Annotated in this window: 17 protein-coding genes and 1 pseudogene; 8 read left to right on the forward strand and 10 right to left on the reverse strand. The window is 71.7% G+C overall.

Annotated features, from left to right (window positions below; genetic code table 11):
• Window positions 1-8: 8 nt before the first annotated feature.
• Window positions 9-503: a hypothetical protein gene (locus ACQP2F_RS38705; protein ID WP_433296558.1), complete on the reverse strand. Its 495-nt coding sequence runs from the start codon at window positions 501-503 to the stop codon at window positions 9-11.
• A 76-nt stretch (window positions 504-579) separates the two neighbouring features.
• Between ACQP2F_RS38705 and msrB the strand changes: the two are divergent.
• A pseudogene (gene msrB / locus ACQP2F_RS38710) lies at window positions 580-988 on the forward strand (peptide-methionine (R)-S-oxide reductase MsrB).
• Here msrB and ACQP2F_RS38715 read toward each other — a convergent pair.
• From ACQP2F_RS38715 to ACQP2F_RS38735, 5 genes are all read right to left on the reverse strand, one after another.
• Window positions 985-1977 (reverse strand): glycosyltransferase family 2 protein, encoded by a 993-nt coding sequence (locus ACQP2F_RS38715; RefSeq protein WP_433296560.1) that lies wholly within the window; start codon window positions 1975-1977, stop codon window positions 985-987. The pseudogene msrB and the gene ACQP2F_RS38715 sit on opposite strands and share 4 nt — an antisense overlap.
• 8 nt (window positions 1978-1985) lie before the next feature.
• On the reverse strand, window positions 1986-2456 hold the full coding sequence (locus tag ACQP2F_RS38720; protein ID WP_433296562.1) for a dihydrofolate reductase: 471 nt from the start codon (window positions 2454-2456) through the stop codon (window positions 1986-1988).
• Window positions 2453-3253 (reverse strand): thymidylate synthase, encoded by an 801-nt coding sequence (locus ACQP2F_RS38725; RefSeq protein ID WP_433296564.1) that lies wholly within the window; start codon window positions 3251-3253, stop codon window positions 2453-2455. Before ACQP2F_RS38725 ends, ACQP2F_RS38720 begins: the two co-directional genes overlap by 4 nt.
• A 69-nt stretch (window positions 3254-3322) precedes the next feature.
• Window positions 3323-3538, reverse strand: coding sequence for a hypothetical protein (locus ACQP2F_RS38730; RefSeq protein WP_433296566.1), 216 nt, complete (start codon window positions 3536-3538; stop codon window positions 3323-3325).
• Between the two features lie 51 nt (window positions 3539-3589).
• The gene (locus ACQP2F_RS38735; RefSeq protein ID WP_433296568.1) at window positions 3590-3865 is read right to left on the reverse strand and encodes an isoamylase early set domain-containing protein; all 276 of its coding nucleotides are present in this window, start codon (window positions 3863-3865) and stop codon (window positions 3590-3592) included.
• 83 nt (window positions 3866-3948) lie between these two features.
• Here ACQP2F_RS38735 and ACQP2F_RS38740 point away from each other — a divergent pair, with 83 nt between their 5' ends.
• Window positions 3949-4410 (forward strand): GNAT family N-acetyltransferase, encoded by a 462-nt coding sequence (locus ACQP2F_RS38740; RefSeq protein WP_433296570.1) that lies wholly within the window; start codon window positions 3949-3951, stop codon window positions 4408-4410.
• On the opposite strand, the gene hemQ is transcribed toward ACQP2F_RS38740, so the two are convergent.
• Genes hemQ through hemE form a run of 3 tightly spaced genes read right to left on the reverse strand, consistent with a single transcriptional unit; the run spans window position 4382 to window position 7691 of the window.
• Window positions 4382-5083: a hydrogen peroxide-dependent heme synthase gene (gene hemQ / locus ACQP2F_RS38745; protein ID WP_433296572.1), complete on the reverse strand. Its 702-nt coding sequence runs from the start codon at window positions 5081-5083 to the stop codon at window positions 4382-4384. The genes ACQP2F_RS38740 and hemQ overlap by 29 nt on opposite strands.
• Window positions 5080-6564 carry a protoporphyrinogen oxidase gene (gene hemG / locus ACQP2F_RS38750; protein WP_433296575.1) on the reverse strand — a complete coding sequence of 495 codons (1485 nt, stop codon included), beginning with the start codon at window positions 6562-6564 and terminating at the stop codon, window positions 5080-5082. The genes hemQ and hemG overlap by 4 nt, the downstream gene beginning before the upstream one ends.
• Window positions 6565-6611: 47 nt before the next feature.
• The gene (gene hemE / locus ACQP2F_RS38755) at window positions 6612-7691 is read right to left on the reverse strand and encodes a uroporphyrinogen decarboxylase (RefSeq protein WP_433296577.1); all 1080 of its coding nucleotides are present in this window, start codon (window positions 7689-7691) and stop codon (window positions 6612-6614) included.
• A gap of 12 nt (window positions 7692-7703) precedes the next feature.
• On the opposite strand from hemE, the gene ACQP2F_RS38760 reads away from it, so the two are divergent.
• On the forward strand, window positions 7704-8270 hold the full coding sequence (locus ACQP2F_RS38760; protein ID WP_433296579.1) for a DUF3000 domain-containing protein: 567 nt from the start codon (window positions 7704-7706) through the stop codon (window positions 8268-8270).
• A 9-nt stretch (window positions 8271-8279) separates the two neighbouring features.
• Here the strand turns inward: ACQP2F_RS38760 and ACQP2F_RS38765 are convergent, their stop codons facing one another.
• Window positions 8280-9209: a S1C family serine protease gene (locus tag ACQP2F_RS38765; protein WP_433296582.1), complete on the reverse strand. Its 930-nt coding sequence runs from the start codon at window positions 9207-9209 to the stop codon at window positions 8280-8282.
• Window positions 9210-9351: 142 nt separating this feature from the next.
• Between ACQP2F_RS38765 and ACQP2F_RS38770 the strand changes: the two genes are divergently transcribed.
• The 5 genes from ACQP2F_RS38770 (at window position 9352) to ACQP2F_RS38790 (ending at window position 14858) form a co-directional block, all read left to right on the forward strand.
• On the forward strand, window positions 9352-10665 hold the full coding sequence (locus ACQP2F_RS38770; RefSeq protein ID WP_433296584.1) for an HRDC domain-containing protein: 1314 nt from the start codon (window positions 9352-9354) through the stop codon (window positions 10663-10665).
• Window positions 10666-10716: 51 nt separating this feature from the next.
• Entirely contained in the window at window positions 10717-11001 is a 285-nt protein-coding gene (locus ACQP2F_RS38775; RefSeq protein ID WP_433296586.1) for an acyltransferase family protein, read from the forward strand.
• An 89-nt stretch (window positions 11002-11090) separates the two neighbouring features.
• On the forward strand, window positions 11091-11462 hold the full coding sequence (locus ACQP2F_RS38780; protein ID WP_433296589.1) for a hypothetical protein: 372 nt from the start codon (window positions 11091-11093) through the stop codon (window positions 11460-11462).
• Between the two features lie 145 nt (window positions 11463-11607).
• A complete protein-coding gene (locus tag ACQP2F_RS38785; protein ID WP_433296591.1) occupies window positions 11608-12798 on the forward strand; it encodes a thiolase family protein in 1191 nt (396 codons plus the stop codon).
• Window positions 12795-14858, forward strand: a complete 2064-nt coding sequence (locus ACQP2F_RS38790; RefSeq protein WP_433296594.1) for a 3-hydroxyacyl-CoA dehydrogenase NAD-binding domain-containing protein — start codon at window positions 12795-12797, stop codon at window positions 14856-14858. Before ACQP2F_RS38785 ends, ACQP2F_RS38790 begins: the two co-directional genes overlap by 4 nt.
• Window positions 14859-14871 lie beyond the last annotated feature (13 nt).

Consider the following 14871-nt stretch of genomic DNA (forward strand, 5'->3'; position numbering starts at 1 on the left):
GCGGGTCATCATCCCGGAAGACCACCGAAACGGTGACTCCGCCATATATAGGACAAAGCGAACATTTTTACCTCGAACTGCGGGTCGGCGGTCAGCAGGCCACCGCTGTACGGGGCGTTGAGCTGCACACTCGCGCCCGAGTCCAGATAGACGGACACCACCGTCCGGCCACCCCGCCGCTCGGCTCGCATGTCCACGACCCGGTGCCAGGGCGCGAGGCCGCGGGCGAAGAGCGATCGCGTGCGGATGCCGCCCGGGCAGAACTCGGTGCCGGTGCATCGCCCGACCAGCAGCCCGGTCACCGCGCCGAGCCCGAGCGGCCCGACGATCAGCAGCGGCCACAGCCAGGGCGGCGGCGCCTCGGCGTCGACCCAGGCCAGAACGGCCGCGGCGAGCACGGCGGCGGTGATGCCCACCGCCGAGACCAGCGCGCCGAGGTAGAGGCCGCGGCCGAGAGCCTGCTGACAGGTGGGCCGGAACGTAGCGGGCGATGCATCTTCCATGTCGGGTCAAACGGATGTGGTGACGGCAACGGCCGCACTCAGGGTGCGTCGGCGCTCACCGACGTAGATTTGGAGCATGGCAACAAACGACACCATCCTGCCCACCACCGAGGACGAGTGGCGGGTCCGTCTGACCCCGGCCGAGTTCCGGGTACTGCGCCAGGCCGGCACCGAGGCGCCGTGGTCCGGCGAGTACGTCGACACCAAGACCGAGGGCATGTACGCGTGCCGCGCGTGCGGTGCGGAGCTCTACCCGAGTGACTACAAGTTCGACTCGCACTGCGGCTGGCCGTCCTTCGACGACGCCATCCCCGGCGCGGTCAAGGAGATCGACGATCACAGCCACGGCATGGTCCGCACCGGGTCTCCGGTGCGCCCGCTGCGACTCGCATCTGGGTCACGTCTTCCGCGGTGAGCACATGACCGCGAAGAACACCCGGCACTGCGTGAACAGCCTGTCGATCAGGCTCGACCCCAAGGCCTAAGCGGCCCTGGTCCCGGTGTCAGCGCCGGCTTCCGACGAGGCCGGCGCGGTTCCCTCGGTGACGTCGCCGCCGGTGTCGAAGGCGACCAGGAAGGCCGGGCGGTTCTGGGTGGCGGCGTAGATGCGGCCGACGTATTCGCCGAGCAGACCCAGGCAGATCAGCTGGATGCCGCCCAGCAGCAACACCGCGATGTAGAGCGACGTCCACCCCGGTACGGTGCCGCCCAGCGACCACGCGAGCAGGCCGCCGACGATCAGCGCGAGACACGCCACGAAGCTGACCAGACCGAGCCAGGTGGCCACCCGCAGCGGCGCCGCCGAGAAGCTGGTCACGCTGTCCACGGTCAGCCTGATCATCTTGCCGAGCGGGTACTTGGTGCGGCCGGCCACGCGGGCCGCCCGGGCGTACTCGACCGCGGCGCTCGGGAAGCCCAGCGACGGCACCACCAGGCGGTAGACCGGCCGCTGCTCGGGCAGGCCGTTGAGCACGTCGACCACGGCCCGGCTCATCAGCCGGAAGTCGCCGGCCTGACCGCCGACGAAGTCGCCGGCCAGCCGGCGCATCAGCCAGTAGTACAGCCCGGCCGTGCGGCGCTTGAAGCCCGAGTCCGCCCGCCGGTCGGCCCGCACGCCGTAGACCACGTCGACGCCCCGGCTCACCGCCGTGGACACCATCGGGGCGATCACCTCCGGCGGGTCCTGGAGGTCGGCGTCGATCGTGACCACGTAGTCGCCGCGCGCCGCCCGCAGCCCGGCCGCCAGCGCGGCCTGGTGCCCGGCGTTGCGCCGCAGCGCCACGACCCGCAGCGACGGCCAGGTGGCGCGCAGGGCGAGCAGCCGGGCCACGGTCGCGTCGCGGCTGCCGTCGTCGACCGCCACGACCTCGTAGGGCAGGCCGAGCTCGTCCAGGACCGGCCGCAGCCGGGCCGCGAACCCGTCGACGGCCGCCGCCTCGTCGTACATCGGCGTGACGACCGAGACGGTGACCATGACTCCCCCTAGCGGGCCGGGAGGAGGTCCTCCACGACGTAGCGCAGGCCGTTCGGGGCGGTGATCCAGCCCGAATCGGCGGAGACGACCCACTCGTCGCCCAGCAGCGGCGCGCGCGTGTCCCCCTCCACGTCCAGATCTATACGGGTACGCACGATGTGGTCGGCTTTCGGGAGAAATGCCGCATAGATCGCGGCGCCGCCTATGATCCACACTTCGCCGCCGGGCACCTCGTCGAGGCTGTGGATCACCTCGGCGCCGGGCGACCGCCAGGAGAGATCACGGGAGAGGACGACGTTGCGGCGCCCGGGCAGCGGCCGCCGCGGCAGCGACTCCCACGTGGCCCGGCCCATCACCACGGTCGCGCCGGTGGTGCGTTCCTTGAAGAGGGACTGCTCCCCCGGCAGCTTCCACGGGATGTCACCGCGGAGGCCGATCACGCGGTCGTGCGCCTCGGCCCAGATCATGTGCACGGTCACACGGCCACCGGCGCCTTCAGGGCGGGGTGGTGCTGGTAGCCGACGAGCGTGAAGTCCTCGTAGGAGTAGTCGAACAGCGAGGCGGCGGGGGCGATCTCGAGCTTCGGGAACTCGTACGCCGTACGCGACAGCTGCTCGCGTACCTGATCGACGTGGTTGTTGTAGATGTGGGTGTCGCCGCCGACCCAGATGAAGTCACCGGGCACGAGGCCGACCTGATCGGCCACCATGCGGGTGAGCAGCGCGTAGCTGGCGATGTTGAACGGCACGCCGAGGAAGAGGTCGGCGCTGCGCTGGTAGAGCTGGCAGGAGAGCCGGCCGTCGGCCACGTAGAACTGGAACATCGCGTGGCATGGTGCGAGCGCCATGCGCGGCAGGTCGGAGACGTTCCAGGCCGAGACGATCATGCGGCGGGAGTCCGGGTCCTTGCGCAGGGTGTCGAGCACGCCGGAGATCTGGTCGACGTGGCCGCCGTCGGGCGTGGGCCAGGAACGCCACTGCACGCCGTAGACCGGACCGAGCTCGCCGTCGGCGTCGGCCCACTCGTCCCAGATGGTGACGCCCTGCTCGCGCAGCCAGCCGGTGTTACTGTCGCCGCGCAGGAACCAGAGCAGCTCGACCGCGATCGACTTGAAGTGCACCCGCTTGGTCGTGATCAGCGGGAAGCCCGCCGAGAGGTCGTACCGCAGGCGCTCGCCGAACAGGCTCACCGTGCCGGTGCCGGTCCGGTCGGTCTTCGGAGTGCCGGTGGTGAGGACGCGGCGCAGGAGGTCCTCGTACTGGGTGTCGACAGCCATGGCAGCAAACCTACAGGTGGCTCCGCCGGCGTCACCCCGGTGGCAGCGGGGGCGACGACGGCGGAGTGCTCACCCGGCCCAGGCTTCGGCCATCCGCGGCTGGTCCGGCGGCGCCTGTGCCGGCGCGACGAACCCGAGGTCGGCGCCGACCAGCTGCCAGCGCTCGTAAAGCACCTGATCGTGCAGGATGTTCCGGACGTCCTGATGCGCCGCCCGCAACTCGTCCAGTGCGGTCTCGTACCGGGCGATGCGCTTCTGCAGATCCGAGGCCTCGTACGTGGTCATGGCCCCAGACTAGCCATAAGTGAGGGTTTTTCCGGCTTTTTCGGATTAAGCCTAGAGACGCAGCTCGCTGCCGTGCGGCCCGACCGAGTCGGCGTGGTCGTCGTCCATCCAGACGCCGTCCGAGGCCAGGTAGCGGAACGAATAGTGACCCGGCGGGAGCGGCACGCTGACCGTGCGCGTCCCGTCCCGGCGCAGCTTCAGCTCGTGCTCTCCGGGCGTCCACCCGTTGAAGGTGCCGACCACGCTGACCGTGCCGGCCGGGTTGTCGGCGGGCAGGCAGAAGGTCACCCGGGTCTTGTTGCCGAAGAGCCTGCTTCGCTTGATCATGAAGACCTCCACAGCTCGGGCTTCCATCCGTACAACGGGCGGCCCCGATACGGGTGACGGCGCGCCGCCATACGATCTGCCACATGCGACCGGGACCCCGCGACGGCGTGCGAACCTCCTCGTTCGACGAGCTCGACGCCGGCACTCTTTACGCGATCATGAAGCTGCGGAGCGAGGTCTTCGTCGTCGAGCAGGAGTGCGTCTACCTCGATCCGGACGGCCGGGACACCGAGCCCTCAACCCGCCATATCTGGATAAATCACGACGGCGAGATCGGGGCATATCTCCGCGTTCTGGACGACGGCGACGTGCTGCGCATCGGCCGCGTCGTGACCGCGGTCAAGGCGCGGGGCAACGGCCTGGCCGCCCGGTTGATGGCCGAGGCATTGACGATCATCGGCGCGAAGCCCAGCGTTCTGGACGCCCAGGCGTACCTCAAGAATTTTTACGCCAAGTTCGGATACCAACAGACCGGGCCGGAGTTCATCGAAGACGGCATTCCGCACATTCCGATGTTCAGGGCAGCGCCGCCACCAGCTCGCTGACCGAGCGCCGGCGGCCGGTGTAGAACGGGACCTCCTCGCGCACGTGCCGCCGCGCCGTCGACGCCCGCAGGTCACGCATCAGGTCGACGATCCGGTGCAGCTCGTCGGCCTCGAAGGCGAGCATCCACTCGTAGTCGCCGAGCGCGAACGACGCCACCGTGTTCGCCCGCACGTCCGGGTAGCCGCGGGCCAGCCGCCCGTGCTCGGCCAGCATCTGCCGCCGCTCCTCGTCGGGGAGCAGGTACCACTCGTAGGAGCGGACGAACGGGTAGACGCAGATGTACGGCCGCGCCTCCTCGCCGGCCAGGAACGCCGGCAGGTGGCTCTTGTTGAACTCGGCCGGGCGGTGCAGCGCCATCTGCGACCAGACCGGGCTCAGGTGCCGGCCGAGGCCGGTGCGGCGGAACAGCCCGTACGCCTCCTGCAGCGCGTCGGACGAGCCCGAGTGCCACCAGATCATCACGTCGGCGTCGGCGCGCAGGCCGGAGACGTCGTACGTGCCGCGGATCGTCACGTCCTTGCCCGCGAGCTGCTCGAAGAGCCCGTCGACCTCGCTCGCCAGCTCGTCGCGCAACGCCGGCAGCGGGGTGGACGCCCGGAACACCGACCACATCGTGTAGCGGATGGTGGCGTTCAGCTCGTTGATCCGGGCCGCGTTCGTCTGCTCGCTCATGCTTCCTCCAAGGACTTGCTCACGTCTTCGGCGGCCTTCTCGCCGCTGGCGATGCACGCCGGGATGCCGACACCGTCGAAGGCGGCGCCGGCCAGCGCCAGCCCCGGCGGCAGCGCGGCCCGCGCGGACGCCACCCGGTCGCGGTGGCCCGGCGCGTACTGCGGGAGGCCGCCGCCCCACCGCTGGACCCAGGCCGCGGCCGGCGGCGGCAGCTCGTCGCCGAGCAGCTCGCCGAGCTCGCGGCGGGCCCGCTCGAGCAGCACCTCGTCGTCGAACTGGAGGCGCTCCTGCTCCCCGGCGCGGCCCAGAGAGGCCCGCACGATCACCGGCCCGCTCTCCGGCGTCCGGTTGCTACCGGCGCCCGGCGTGGAGAATCCGGGCCGCCGCGGGGTCAGGTGTGGCCATTTCTGCGTAAAAAAGGTGGCGGCCTTCACCAGGGTGCCCTCGCTCGGCGGCACCAGGAAGCCGGACAGCGCCGGCAGCGGCGTGCCCGGTGGCAGGGCGAGCCCGACCAGCGCCACGCTCGCGTAGTCGAGGACGCCGACCGCCTCCGCGGCCGCGGCCGAGATGCCGGCCAGCAGGCGCGAGGCGGGACGGGCCGGCACCGCGATGATCACGGCGTCGACGTCGTCGGTCTGCGGCATGGGCGCGGTGCCGCTGCGGGCGGCCGGCCCGGCGGACGGCGCGGACGCGGCGGCTCCCAGCAACAGCCGCCAGCCGTGGGCGGTGCGGGCGATGTCGCGCACCGGAAGGCCGAGGCTGATGCGGGCGCCGGATGCCGTCGCCGCCGCCGAGACCAGCCGGGACATGCCGCCACGGACCGCGCTGAAGACCGGGCGGCCGGTCGGCGCCTTGGCTCGCTGGACGGCGCGCACGGCCGCGCCCAGGGTGTGCTCCACCCGCGCGGCCCGGGCCAGCTGCGGCGCGGTCACCTCGAGCGACAAGCGGTCGGCGCGGCCGGCGTAGACGCCGCCGAGCAGGGGGTCGACGAGCCGGTCCACGATCTGGTCGCCGTACCGCGCGCGGACCAGGTCGCCGACGGCCACGTCGGCACCCTCGGCGAGCAGCGGACGGCCCTCGTCGGCGTCGTGCGCGGTGGCCCGGGCGATGCCGGCCACGGCACCGGGATCGGCGGGCACGCCCATCAGGGTGCCGGCCGGGATCGGCGCGAGATGGCCGCCGACCGCCAGCGCGGCCGGCACCCGGGCCGGATGCACCAGGTCGAGACCGAGATGGCGGGCGAGCGCCACGGCCGCCGACTCGCCGCCGTCGGGGGCCGAGGTCAGGAACGACTCGGCGCCGCGCTCGACGGGCAGGCCGCCGAGCTCGCCGGTGCGCAGCTTGCCGCCGAGAACGCCGCTCTGCTCGTACACGATGATGTCGGTCGTCGCCGGCGTCAGGTCGCGCAGACGCACGGCGGCGGCGAGGCCGGCGATGCCTCCGCCGATGACCGCAACCCGCTTCCGCACGTAGTCCACCATCCCAGGCGGGACGCCCCGGCGGCCACCGGGGTCCGCCGGTGTGATCCCTACAGCGAGTGGACGAGCTCGACCAGGCGGGTGAGCACGTCGGGGTCGGTCTCCGGCAGCACGCCGTGGCCGAGGTTGAAGACGTGGCCTGGGGCGGCGCGGCCCTGCTCGACCACCCGGCGGGCCTCCCGCTCGACGACCTCCCAGGGCGCGAAGAGCACGGCCGGGTCGAGGTTGCCCTGCACGGCCTTGGGGCCGATGACCTCGGTGGCCTGATCCAGCGGCGTACGCCAGTCGACGCCCACCACGTCCGCGCCGGCCTCGCCCATCGCCCGCAGCAGCACCGCGGTGCCCACGCCGAAGTGGATGCGCGGGACGTCCTCGTTCGCCAGCCCGGCGAGCACCTCGCGCGAGTGCGGCAGGACGTATTCGCGGTAGTCGGCCTCGGAGAGCGCGCCCGCCCACGAGTCGAACAACTGCACCGCGCTGACGCCGGCCGCGATCTGCGTGCGCAGGAACGCCAGCGTGATCCCCGCGAGGCGGGTCATCAGGGCGTGCCAGAGGCCCGGCTCGCCGTACATCATCGCCTTGGTCCTGGTGTAGGTCCGCGAGGGACCGCCCTCGATGAGGTAGCTGGCCAGGGTGAAGGGCGCGCCCGCGAAACCGATGAGCGGGGTCGCGCCGAGCTCGCCGACCAGCAGGCGCACCGACTCGGCCACGAATGAGACGTCGTCGGCGGTGATCGGGCGCAGGCGCCGCAGGTCGTTCTCGCTCCGGATCGGATCGGCGACCACCGGCCCGGTGCCGGCCACGATGTCGAGGTCGACGCCGGCCGCCGCGATCGGCACCACGATGTCGCTGAAGAGGATTGCCGCGTCGACGTTGTGCCGCCGGACCGGCTGGAGGGTGATCTCGGTGACCAGGTCGGGCCGCCGGCAGGACTCCAGCATGCCGATGCCCTCGCGGATCTTGCGGTACTCGGGCAGCGAACGCCCGGCCTGCCGCATGAACCAGACCGGGGTGTGCGGCACGTCGAGGCCGCGGCACGCCCGCACGAGGGCTGAATCGTTCGCAGTCACCGGGCAATCGTGCCAGACACCACGGCGCGGCGATCGACGAGTAACCCCGGTGATCGGCATAGGCTTCCGGGCATGGCGACCCCCTCCGCTACCCCCGAGGCGTTCACGCGCGCCGTCGACGGGCTGCGGGCGGCCGCGCCCCGGCCGGAGATCCTGCTCGAGGAGATCGCCGCGCCGCAGCGGCTGGCGCCGTTCTCGTTCGCGCTGAGCGCCACCGTGCTGCGGGCCGGCGACGAGGTGGCCAGCGGCCGGCTGATCCTGCTGCACGACCCGGCCGGGCACGAGGCCTGGCGCGGCGACCTGCGGCTGGTCACCCTGGTCACGGCCGAGCTCGAGCCGGACATGGCCGGCGACCCACTGCTGCCGGCGGTCGCCTGGACCTGGCTGACCGACGGCCTCGAGCAGCACGAGGCGGCCTACACGGCGATCGGCGGCACCATCACGCAGACCGCCTCGACCCGGTTCGGCGAGCTGGCCGGCCCGGCGCCGACGGCCGACCTGGAGGTACGAGCGTCCTGGACGCCCACCTCCACCGACACGGCCGCGCACCTATTGGGGTGGTGCGCGATGCTCGCGTCGACGGCCGGCCTGCCGCCGCCGGGCGTGACCGCCCTCAACGACCGCCACCGGGTCGGCTAGGTCCTTCTCTCAGCACACATCGAACGTCGCGCAGGCCGTCTTCACCGGGATGGCCAGGCCGATGCCCTCGGCGTCCTTCGCCTTCGCCGTCGCCAGGCCGACCACCTGGTTGTTCGCGTTGACGACCGGACCGCCCGAGTTGCCGGGGTTGATCGGCGCGTCGAACTGGATCGTCGGCCCGTCCGGGTCGTCCGGACGGTAGGCGCTGATCACGCCGGTGGTCACCGTGTCGTCGAGGCCGAGCGGCGCGCCGACCACCACCACCTGCTGGCCCGGCTTGACCTGGGCGGTCGCCGTGGGGAGGCCGGCGATCGCCTGGTTGGCGCGCAGCAGTGCCAGGTCCTTGCCCTTGCTGACCTTCACGATCGTCGCGTTGATCTTCGTGCTGCCGCGCTCGAGGGTCACCGACCGGCCGCCGCCGGTCCACACCTCGGCGACCACGTGATAGTTCGTGAGCAGGTTGGACTGGTTGCCGGCGGCCTTCCGGCCGACCGACCAGGCGGTGCCGGTGAACTCCCCCGCGCGTACCCGGAAGACGCTCGGAAGCACGCGCGAGCTCACCGCCTCCGGATCGAAGACCCCGGCGAGCTGCTTCTCCAGCCGGTCGGTGCGGTCCTTCTCGGCGGCGAGGACCGAGTGCATGGCGGCGTTGTCGGTGTTCATCGACTCGATCCGGTACGCCTGCCAGGCCGCCACCCCGACCAGAACGGCGACCAGTCCGGCCAGCACCGGTTTGACCCGACCCCGCGATCTCTCCGGCGCCGGCTCGGGATCGACCGCCACCGTCGGCCAGGGCTGCTGGTAGTGCTGGAACTGCTGATATTGCTGATACTGCGGCTCGGCACCCCACGGATCCCGCTCCTCGGCCCGCCGCCGCCCGTCGTATCGGCGCTGGTCGGTGCCGTCGGCAGGGATGAACGGGTCGTACGTGGTGGTCATCCGGCACGGCCTCCCGGGTCTCGGCGCTGCGAGAGGTAGTACGGACGAAAGGCCGCTGCGGATGAGTCCGATTTCGATCGAGAACCGACGCGCCGGTACCCGGCTGCATCATGCGGGGGTGACGCACCCGTACGGTTACGGAGTGACCGACGAAGCACCCCTGCGCCGTCGGGACGAGCCAGAGCCGGCAGGGGACGGACGACCGCTCCCCGAGCCGCCCGACCCGACGTCTGGCGGTCCCGACCCCCTGCCCGCCGCCGTCCCGCTGACCGCCCCCCGCGAGGGCACTCCCCGCCCGGTGGAGTCCGACACCGAGTTGGCCGAGGTCGTGGCCAGGATGGCGGCCGGCAGCGGCCCCGTCGCCGTGGACGCCGAGCGCGCCTCCGGCTACCGCTATACGCAGCGCGCGTACCTCGTGCAGCTGCGCCGGGCCGGCGCCGGCACGGTACTGATCGACCCGTTGCCGCTGGACGATCTGCGTACGCTCGACGCCGCCCTGGCCGAGAGCGAGTGGGTCCTGCACGCCGCCAGCCAGGATCTCGCGTGCCTGGCCGAGCTCGGCATGAAGCCGCGCCGCCTGTTCGACACCGAGCTGGCCGCCCGGCTGGCCGGCTTCGAGCGGGTGGGGCTGGCCGCGCTGACCGAGCAGCTGCTCGGGTACTCGCTGGAGAAGCACCACTCGGCGGCGGACTGGTCGACCCGGCCGCTGCCCGAGTCGTGGCTGACGTACGCGGCCCTGGACGTCGAGCTGCTCACCGACCTGCGCGACCTGCTCGCCGCCGAGCTGGAACGCCAGGGCAAGGCGGCGTGGGCGGCCGAGGAGTTCGCCGCGCTGGTGGCCAGCGCCGACCGTCCGCCCCGGGTCCGCCCCGACCCCTGGCGCCGGACCTCCGGAATACACCGCGTGCGTGGCGCGCGGGCCCAGTCCCGGGTGCGGGCCCTCTGGTTCGCCCGCGACGGCGTGGCCGCCCGCCGCGACTCGGCGCCGGGCCGGGTGCTGCCCGACTCGGCGATCGTCGCCGCGGCCGAGCTCGACCCCAAGGACGAGCGCACGCTGCTGGCCATCCCCGGCTTCGGCGGCCGCTCGGTCCGCCGCCTGGCCCGCGTCTGGCTCGACGCGCTCGACGAGGCGCGCGCCCTGCCCGACGACGCCCTCCCGGTCAACCAGCCGATGGACGGGCCGCCGCCACCGCACCGCTGGGCCGAGCGCGACCCGGTCGCCGCCGCCCGGCTGGCCCGCTGCCGTCAGGTCGTGATCGCCACGGCCGAGGCCAACAACCTGCCGCCCGAGAACCTGATCAGCCCCGACTACATCCGGCGGCTGGCCTGGTCACCGCCGGACGAGGTCTCGGCCCAGACGGTCGGCGACACGCTGCGCGGCTTCGGCGCCCGGAACTGGCAGGTCACGCTGCTCGCCGTACAGCTCGCGGAGGTGCTTCCCGACCTTCCGGCCTGACCGATCCCGCTCTACGGCACGGACACCCGCGAACTCTTCGGCGGCGCCCTGGTGTCCGGGCTCGGGCTCGGCTGGATGGGCGTCGAGTGCTTCTTCGTCATCAGCGGGTTCGTCATCTGCATGAGCAGCTGGGGACGGACCCTGCCGGAGTTCTTCCTCTCGCGGGTCACCCGGCTGATGCCGCTGTACGTCGTGGCGGTGGTCGTCTCCGCGGCGGCGCTGACGATCTGGCCGCTCAAGTCGGCCGGCCCCGCCAAGGCCGACGTGCTCTACAACCTGACCATGCTGACCGGCTTCATGAGCGGCGTGCCGAACGTGGACTCGCGCTCTACCTGATCCACCGCTTCGGGCCGAACCTGCTGCTCTGGAGCCTGCTCGGCGGCCGCATCGCCATCACCCACGGCCACGGAGTCGTTCCGGCCTGGGTGCTGCTGGCGCTGGTCATCACCGGTGTGCTCCTGCTCGCCTGGGCGGCGCAACGCTTCGTCGAGCCGCCGTTCGCGGGATATCTGAAGCGGCACCTCAAGGCCAGTTTCGCCGCCATCAGGGAGGCGACGTGGCCCGCCCGGCCGGCGGCCGCCTCGCCGCGACCGGCGGCCGAGGCCCCGCAGCCGGAGACCGCACCGCCGCGGCCCGCACCCGCCGCCACCCATCCGGAGGCCGTGGGCCTCCCTTACGGCGACCTCTGGCCGCACCCGGGAGCGCAGCCGTCCGCTGTCCCGAAGTCCTCATGGCCGCCATCCGATCCCGGCGAATGGTCCACCCCGCCTGGGGACGACGCGCACAGAATGTCGTAGGCGAGCCCTAGAGTCCGCCCCACCCAGTGAACGGGGTGGGGTGGAGTAGCGCGACAAAACCGCCTGTGACATTTCGCGGGGGCGGTGGCACGCCTTAGTTACTGACGAGTAGCATCGCCTTAACTGGCTTGCGAGGAGGCTTGCTGTGCCCCGTGAAGTACGTGAGGTCGTCTTTGTCGACGGCGTCCGCACCCCGTTCGGCAAGGCGGGCGGCATGTATGCCGAGACCCGCGCCGACGACTTGGTCATTCGCTGCATTCGGGAGCTGATGCGGCGCAATCCTCAGCTTCCGCCCGAGCGGGTGGACGAGGTGGCGATCGCGGCCACCACCCAGATCGGCGACCAGGGCCTCACCATCGGGCGCACGGCGGCACTCCTGTCGGGCCTGCCCAAGACGGTCCCGGGCTACGCGATCGACCGCATGTGCGCGGGCGCGATGACCGCGGTGACCAACGTGGCCGGCGGCATCGCGATGGGCGCCTACGACTTCGCGATCGCGGGCGGCGTCGAGCACATGGGCCGGCACCCGATGGGCGAGGGCGTCGACCCCAACCCGCGCATCCTGGCCGAGAAGCTCGTCGACCCGTCCGCGCTGGTCATGGGCTCGACCGCGGAGAACCTGCACGACCGCCTGCCCGAGATCACCAAGGAGCGGGTCGACCGTTACGGCCTCAATTCGCAGATCAAAACGGCCAAGGCGTACGCCGACGGCAAGCTCCAGCCCGACATGGTGCCCGTGGCGATCCGCAGTGCCGAGGAGGGCTGGGGCCTCGCGACCGTCGACGAGGCGCCCCGCGAGACCTCGATGGAGAAGCTGGCGACGCTGAAGACGCCGTTCCGCCCGCACGGCCGGGTCACCGCCGGCAACGCGGCCGGTCTCAACGACGGCGCCACCGCGGCCCTGCTCGCCGACGAGGAGTCGGCCCGTGAGCTCGGCCTGCCGGTCGCGATGCGACTCGTTTCTTATGGATTTGTCGGCGTTGAGCCGGAAATCATGGGCTACGGCCCGATCCCGTCGACGGAGAAGGCGCTGAAGAAGGCCGGCCTCACGATCGACGACATCGGCCTGTTCGAGCTGAACGAGGCGTTCGCCGTGCAGGTGCTCGCCTTCCTCGACCACTACGGCATCGCCGAGGACGACCCGCGGGTCAACCCGTGGGGCGGCGCGATCGCCATCGGTCACCCGCTCGCCTCCTCCGGCGTGCGGCTGATGACCCAGCTGGCCCGGCACTTCGCCGAGCACCCCGAGGTCCGCTACGGCCTCACCGCCATGTGCATCGGCATCGGCATGGGCGGCACCGTGATCTGGGAGAACCCGAACTGGGAGTCGAAGTGACCATCGCGCACCCGAACGAGGTAGTAACCAAGGCTCTCGTCCGTTTCGTCCAGGTGCCCGGGCTCGCCAAGAAGGCCGCCCTGATCACCCTGGACAACGGTTTCGACTACAAGAAGCCGAACAGCTTCGGCCCCGGCGGCCTGGCGTCGCTCGACGAGGCGATCACCGCGGCGACGGCCGGCGACCCGGCCTTCATCGCCGTGACCGGCAAGCCGTACATCTTCTGCGTCGGCGCGGACATCACCGGCATTCCGCATCTCACGTCCCGGGAACAGGCCCTTGAGCTCGGCGAGCTCGGGCACCGGGTCTTCGCCCGCCTGAAGAACAGCCAGATCCCGACGTTCGCCTTCATCAACGGCGCGGCGCTCGGCGGCGGGCTCGAGGTGGCGCTGCACTGCCACTACCGCACGGTGTCCACCGGCGCGGCCGCGCTCGGCCTGCCCGAGGTCGCGATCGGCCTGGTGCCCGGCTGGGGCGGCAGCCAGCTGCTGCCCAACCTGATCGGCGCGCCCGGCGCGGCCCAGGTCATCCTGCAGAACCCGCTGACCCAGAAGGTGCTCCGGCCGAAGCAGGCCCGCGAGCTGGGCGTGGCCGACGAGCTCTTCGAGGCCGCCGACTTCCTGGAGAGCTCGCTCGCCTGGGCCGCTTCGGTGGTCAAGGGCGACGTGACGCCGCAGCGTCCCGAGGTCGACAAGGACATGTGGGACGGCGTGCTGTTCTTCGCCAAGCAGCAGCTCGACGCCAAGCTGCACGGCGCGGTCCCGTCCGCCAACAAGGCGCTCGAGCTGCTCGCGCTGGCCAAGGACGCGACGTTCGAGGACGGCACGGCGGCCGAGACCGAGGCGCTCGCCGATCTGATCATGGGCGATGAGGCGCGGGCCTCCCTGTACGCGTTCGACCTCGTCCAGCGCCGGGCCAAGCGCCCGGTCGGCGTGCCCGACAAGTCGCTGGCCCGCAAGGTCACCAAGGTCGGCATCGTCGGCGCCGGCCTGATGGCGTCCCAGCTCGCGCTGCTGTTCGCCCGCCGGCTCCAGGTGCCGGTCGTGATGACCGACCTCGACCAGACCCGGGTCGACAAGGGCGTCGGCTACGTGCTCGGCCAGATCGACAAGACCGTGGCCAAGGGCCGGATGGACGAGGGCACCGCGGCCAAGCTGCGCGGCCTGGTCAGCGGCTCGGTCGACAAGTCCGTCTTCGCCGACGCCGACTTCGTGATCGAGGCCGTCTTCGAGAACCTCGACCTCAAGAAGCAGATCTGGGCCGAGCTCGAGAAGATCGTCTCCCCCGAGGCGATCCTCGCGACCAACACCAGCTCGCTGTCGGTCACCGAGATGGCGGCCGATCTCGAGCACCCCGAGCGGGTCGTCGGTTTCCATTTCTTCAACCCGGTCGCCGTACTCCCGCTGCTCGAGATCATCAAGGGTGAGCGGACCGACGACGCCACGCTGGCCACCGCCTTCGCCGTCGGTCGTGAGCTGAAGAAGTCGTCGGTGCTGGTCAAGGACGCCCCGGCGTTCGTGGTCAACCGGGTGCTCACGCGCTTCACCAGCGAGGTCTTCCAGGCGGTCGACGCCGGCACCCCGCTCGACGTGGTCGACACCGCGTTCGACCCGCTGGGCCTGCCGATGCGGCCGATCGCGCTACTCCAGCTGGTCGGGCCGGCCGTCGCCTACCACGTCGGCGAGACGCTGCACCACGCGTTCCCGGACCGCTTTCTCGACAGCCCCAACCTCAAGAAGATCGTCGACGCCGGCCTCCCGCTGATGGACGACGACGAGATCAACCCCGAGGTGGTCAAGCTGGTCGCGGGCGGTTCCGCTCCGCTCACGGCCGAGGAGGTACGCGAGAAAGCCCTCGCGGCCTTGGCCGAGGAGATCCGGATCATGCTCGACGAGGGCGTGGTCGCCGAGGCCCAGGACATCGACCTGTGCATGGTGCTCGGCGCCGGCTGGCCGTTCCACCTCGGCGGCGTCACGCCGTACCTGGACCGCAGCGGCATCGCCGAGAAGGTGACCGGCAAGCGCTTCCTCCCCCGTGGTGTGGGCAGCCTGCCCGCCTGAACAGTCCGATCGA

It is taken from the genome of Actinoplanes sp. CA-030573, from assembly GCF_050951115.1.
GTDB lineage: Bacteria > Actinomycetota > Actinomycetes > Mycobacteriales > Micromonosporaceae > Actinoplanes.